This is a genomic window from Ligilactobacillus sp. (genome assembly GCF_036846325.1).
In the GTDB taxonomy this organism is placed as follows: domain Bacteria; phylum Bacillota; class Bacilli; order Lactobacillales; family Lactobacillaceae; genus Ligilactobacillus.
This window is the reverse complement of sequence record NZ_DAIUCE010000107.1, coordinates 1-5,485: the sequence shown is the minus strand read 5'-3', so window position 1 is coordinate 5,485 and position 5,485 is coordinate 1. Positions and strand designations below refer to the sequence as shown.

Genomic DNA, 5,485 nt, shown 5'->3' with positions numbered 1-5,485 from the left:
GCGGCACGAACTTATCATGAGCCTTGTTGCTGGTCTGAGCCTGATTAGGCCAAGGTGTGGAAGCGAGCGGTCATGAGCCCGTACGCAAGCTTTGGGCGACCGAAGGCGAGCTTGCCTCGGTTAGGGAGTCCTTGGTTGCGATAGGGGGAATGCGAGCTGGAACCTGATTAGGCCAAGGTGTGGAAGCGAGCGGTCATGAGCCCGTACGCAGGCTTTGAGTCCGCCTGACAAAATTGTTCATCTTGATGTTTTTCAAATATTTTTTCAGAAGAGTTTGGCAGTCAGCCAGACTCTTTGATTATGAAGGCTTTTGCTTTCGCCAACAGCAATTATTTATGTCGTTTTAAAGGAGTGGGATTTAAATGGAAAAGTTGAATCCAAAGAAAACAATGTGGCTTTCTCTGATTCCCGGACTCGGCCAATTTAAAAATGGTCAAAAACCTAAGGGAATCATCTTTTTAGGCATCTTTGCTCTTTTCATAATTGAAATGGCCGTCTTCGGGTTTAATGCCCTGGTTGGGCTTGTTACGCTCGGGACGGTTGCCGGAAGAGATAATTCGATGTTCCTGCTGGTTCGGGGAACGCTGCAATTTTTAATCACGGTCATCTTCTTGATGTTTTATGTTGCCAATGTCAGAGATGCCGGAAAAACAGCAGAAGCAATCAATCGAGGCAAGGACGTTCCCAGGACCTGGAAGGAAATGTGGACTTCACTTACGACTGACGGATTTCCTTATCTACTGACGTTTCCAGCATATATTCTGATGATCTTCACGATCATTCTGCCTGTTTTCGTAACACTGCTCATGGCATTTACGAATTATGACTTTAACCATATTCCGCCTGCATCGCTTATTTCATGGATCGGGATTCAGAACTTCCACGACATGTTTACGCTCAGCTCCTATCGTGCAACGTTTGGTGCAGTCTTTGGATGGACGGTAATCTGGACGTTGTGTGCTTCAACGCTTCAAATCGTAATCGGAATTTTCACGGCCGTTGTTGCTCACCAGGACTTCATCAAAGGCAAGAAGATCTTCGGAATCATCTTCCTGCTGCCATGGGCCGTTCCTGCATTTGTCACAATCATGAGCTTTTCAAACATCTTCAATGATTCAGCCGGTGCAATCAACGTGCAGGTAATCCCGTTCCTGAATCACTTCCTGCCGGTTCACATCCCGCAGATCAGCTGGATGACCGATCCGTTCTGGACAAAGGTTGCCCTGATTATGATTCAAGGCTGGCTTGGGTTCCCGTACATTTACGTGCTGGTAACCGGTATCCTGCAGTCGATTTCCGATGATTTGTATGAAGCTGCGACGATTGACGGCGCAACGTCCCTGCAGAAGTTCAATCACATCACGCTGCCTGCAATTCTGGCCGTTGCCGCACCAACGTTTGTGACACAATATACGTTCAACTTCAACAACTTCTCCATCATCTATCTGTTCAACAACGGTGGTCCCGGAGACGTCGGCGGTGGTGCCGGAAATACTGATATCCTGATTTCATGGATCTATAAGCTGACGACCGGTAATACCCCGCAATACGGTCTTGCTTCTGCGATTACGCTGATTATTTCAGCAATCGTCATTGCAGTTTCATTGTTTGTATTCAAGAAGTCGCATGCCTTTGACATGGATTAGAGAGGGGAATGATTAAGATGGCTGAACAAATAAAAGTCAAAAAGCAAAGCTCAATCAGGAGAAACCGTTTCCTGAAGCATTTCTTCACGTATCTGTACATGATCCTGCTTTCGATAATCATTGTCTATCCGCTGCTGATAACAACGATGACTGCATTCAAGAGCAGCGACGTTGTTGCCTTTACGCTTGATTTCAGCGGACCATGGACATTGAACAACTTCAAGGAACTGTTTACAAATACGCTTTATGGCACCTGGTACGGAAATACGCTCATCATTTCCATCTTTACGATGGTCATTCAGGTTGCCGTCATTACCCTTGCAGGGTACACGTATTCACGTTATAACTTTGCCGGCAAGAAGTGGTCCCTGACCTTCTTCCTCGTCGTTCAAATGATTCCGACGATGGCTGCTCTGACTGCATACTACGTTCTGGGCATGCTGCTCAACGGACTCGATCACGACTGGTTCCTGATTTTGATTTACATTGGCGGAGGCATTCCGATGAATACCTGGCTGATGAAAGGGTATTTTGACACCGTGCCTTATGATTTTGACGAATCGGCCAAACTTGACGGTGCCGGCAACTTCACGATTTTCTGGAAGATTGTCATGCCGCTTGTCAAGCCGATGATTGCGGTTCAGGCTCTGTGGGCATTCATGGGACCGTTCGGCGATTACATGACGGCTCGCTACCTGCTTCGTGAAGAGCAGAATCTGACGGTTGCCGTCGGGCTGCAGGAATTCATTTCAGATCCGAAGAACCAGCAGGTTGCCCTGTTTGCCGCAGGCGCCATCCTGATTGCCCTTCCGATCTGCGCATTGTTCTTCTACCTGCAAAGATACTTCGTAACCGGTTTGACGGCCGGTGGCGCCAAGGGCTGACGGAAGTTTCGGAGGCATGGGAGCTAACTTTCTCCCATGCACTCCTTTAGTTTAATTAATTGCTACGGAGGCCGGGAAAGAATCCCGGCTTCCTTTTGTTTTGGAAAATGCAGGGCTGCGTATTTAGTGAAAGTTGATTCATCGGCTTTGCAAGCGATTGCAAAAGTGTTAAAATATCTATATAAAGTATTGAAACGAGGTTTTTATAATGAAAGATGCATTTCCGGCAAACTATTTCGAAGCATGTACGTCACCTGTAAAAATGTTTACGCATCGCAAGTCAATGAAGTGGTGGCAGCTGATTCTGGTGTTCGTTTTCCTGTTTGCGCTTGTCTTGACGCCGGTTCCGCTTTATTATCAGCAAAAGACGACGGTCGACATCGGCGAGTACATGCCCGAGGTTTCGCAAATGTTGAATGACAGGGAGCTGCAGCAGATTGCCAAGACTGCATCGTATGCCAAAGATGAATATTCATTCAAGAAGTCGCAGGTCCTCAAAAATGAAAAAGGACGCCTGATTGGCATTAATTTGTCCAGAAAACAGGTGGACAGGGCCAAATCTGCAGTCGTCATGTGCGATAAGTTCTTCTATTTGAGAGATCGCAAGGTAACCTACAAGATTTTCTATGATGAAAAATATGCGCCGAATGAAGGCAGGCTGAAAGACCAGATTGTCAGGACGTGGTATTTGAGAAACAAGGCGGCAATTGCATTTTCGATGATGTTTCTCGTGGGATCCATATTCCTGATGACGGATATCCTGATTATTCTTGTCGGAAGCATCGCCTTATGGCTTGCAAGAAAGAGTCCGATGATTACGATTGGAAGCTTCAGGGAAGCGGTCAACGTCATGCTGAACGTTTTGGGACCGGCATCATTGCTGGCCTTCATTTTCGGAACCCTGCATTTTGACTTGTCATTGATGACAGCTGTGCAATCGGTTGTTGCAATCATTTTGATGCTTGTCGTATATACAAAGACTCACTTCAATGATTACTACGTTGAAAAACGCAAATAACTTGATTTTTAAGGTATAATGTAAGTAGTAGAAAATCAGGTGAGGTAATGAAGATGGACAAAGCGGCAGTTTTTCATCGCCCGGAAAGCGAAATGGGCTATTTGACCAGACAAAACAGGTATTGCGTGCGCTTGAAGACAAGGCATGGCGATTTTGCACGAATCAGGGTGATTTACGGTGCTCCCTGCGCGGAAGCACTGAGAAATATCGAGGGCAATACCTGGGCCTTTGACCAGCTTGAAATGACGAGATACTTGGCAAATGGCGAGTTTGACTACTGGGAGGCATTGCTGCCGGTCCCGTCCAGGCATCGCATCAAGTACGCATTCAGAATGCTCGACGCAACGGATGGTGAATACCTTTACGATGAAAGCTCGCTGAAGATCTTCAACCTTCAAAACGTCGCTCAGATGCGGGGATTCATTACCCCTTATCTGAATAAGGGCAGTCAGAAAATTTCAAGCGACTGGGCTCAGAAAACCGTGTGGTACCGCGTGATGCCGGATCGTTTTGCCAACGGGGACGAAACGAGCGATCCCAAGGGTGCTGACGACTGGAGCAAGGATCCGACGAAGGCAAGCCTTTTCGGAGGAGATCTGCAGGGAATCATCGATCATCTGGATCATCTGCAGAAGCTCGGGTTCAACGGACTGTATTTGACACCGGTGTTTTCCGCATATTCAGGACATAAATTCGATACGATTGACTTTTTTCAGGTTGACAGGAATTTCGGCACGAAGGAAACCTTGAAGAAACTGGTTGAAGCTGCACACAATCGCGGGATGCACGTGATGATGGACATCTGCTGCGACCACTTGAGCGATTTTTCGCTCGAATGGCAGGACGTCCGCCACTATAGCGAGCGCTCGTCTTATTCCAGGTGGTTCCTGATCGACAAGTATCCTGTCCGCTACGTTCCAAGCGACATTCCCGATTACGCCAAGATGCTGACTTATGAGGCCGTTGACGACAATCCCCATCAGCCAAGGCTTAATTTTGAAAATGCAGAGGTTCAGGACATGTTCAGCAATGTCTTCAGGTACTGGACGAGGAATTTCGGAATCGATGCATGGTGCTTGAACAATGCAGACGAGCTGCCGGATTCGTTCAAGCAACGCTTAAAAGACGAGCTGCGCGTGCTTGATCCGAGCGTCATGCTGGTTTCCAAGGGACGTCTCAAGGCAAATGACGTTTCAGAAAATGTGCTTGATGCCGTTTTCTCGAATTCGTACTCATTCGAAATTGCCGATGCGTTCATCAAGGGGGACGTGACACCCGTTGACTTGAGCGACTTACAGGTAAGAGTCGCTTCAAGGCGTCGTTCCGCTGCTCTTTCCTGCGACATATTGGAGTTTGATGCACCGGATACGATTCGTCTGATCGACGCATGCGGCGGAAATGAAGAACTTTTGAGATCATTGCTTGCCTTTTCCTTCATGCAGATTCAGGCTCCATGCTGCTTGTACGGAACCGAGAATCTGCTGTCGGTAAAAGCTGAAAAGAAGGATGAAGCTTCCGGTGAACAGCCGTTTTTAAACGCGAGTCAGAGTCCGTCCCTGCAACCGACGATGAAGTGGGAAAAGGAAAAGCAAAACGTTACGATGACGCGTTTTGTTTCGCACTTGACCGCAATCAGAAGAAAATACAGCGAGATTTTGACCAGGGGCAGCTTTGAATGGGGACAGTGCAGCAACAAGACGGGCTTCGTCACGTTTATGCGAAGACTTGGCAGTCAGCAGCTGTTCTGCTGCTTCAATCTGGGCTACGGCAGCATCCGAATCGTGACACCGAAGAATGCCAGATTGCTTTTGAGTCAGAATCTGATGGAAAAGGATTCGCGCCTTGGCAAGCATGGGTTTGTGATTGTGGAAATGTGAAGGTGTGAAGACCAGCCGCTTAACAAGGCGGTAGATAAGGAGGGGCGCGAGTGATCAGCG

4 protein-coding genes are annotated in these 5,485 nt (G+C 47.6%); all 4 read left to right on the top strand.

Translation table 11 applies throughout. The features are described from left to right. Window positions 1-362: 362 nt before the first annotated feature. The 4 genes from V7Z60_RS08560 to V7Z60_RS08545 all read left to right on the top strand — a co-directional run bounded on the left by V7Z60_RS08560 (window position 363) and on the right by V7Z60_RS08545 (window position 5,425). Window positions 363-1,646, top strand: a complete 1,284-nt coding sequence (locus V7Z60_RS08560) for a carbohydrate ABC transporter permease (RefSeq protein WP_334117409.1) — start codon at window positions 363-365, stop codon at window positions 1,644-1,646. Between the two features lie 8 nt (window positions 1,647-1,654). Then, window positions 1,655-2,530 (top strand): sugar ABC transporter permease, encoded by an 876-nt coding sequence (locus V7Z60_RS08555; RefSeq protein WP_334117408.1) that lies wholly within the window; start codon window positions 1,655-1,657, stop codon window positions 2,528-2,530. A 208-nt stretch (window positions 2,531-2,738) separates the two neighbouring features. Beyond that, window positions 2,739-3,548 (top strand): maltodextrose utilization protein MalA, encoded by an 810-nt coding sequence (locus tag V7Z60_RS08550; RefSeq protein WP_334117407.1) that lies wholly within the window; start codon window positions 2,739-2,741, stop codon window positions 3,546-3,548. A gap of 47 nt (window positions 3,549-3,595) precedes the next feature. Further along, window positions 3,596-5,425, top strand: coding sequence for an alpha amylase N-terminal ig-like domain-containing protein (locus V7Z60_RS08545; RefSeq protein WP_334117406.1), 1,830 nt, complete (start codon window positions 3,596-3,598; stop codon window positions 5,423-5,425). Window positions 5,426-5,485 lie beyond the last annotated feature (60 nt).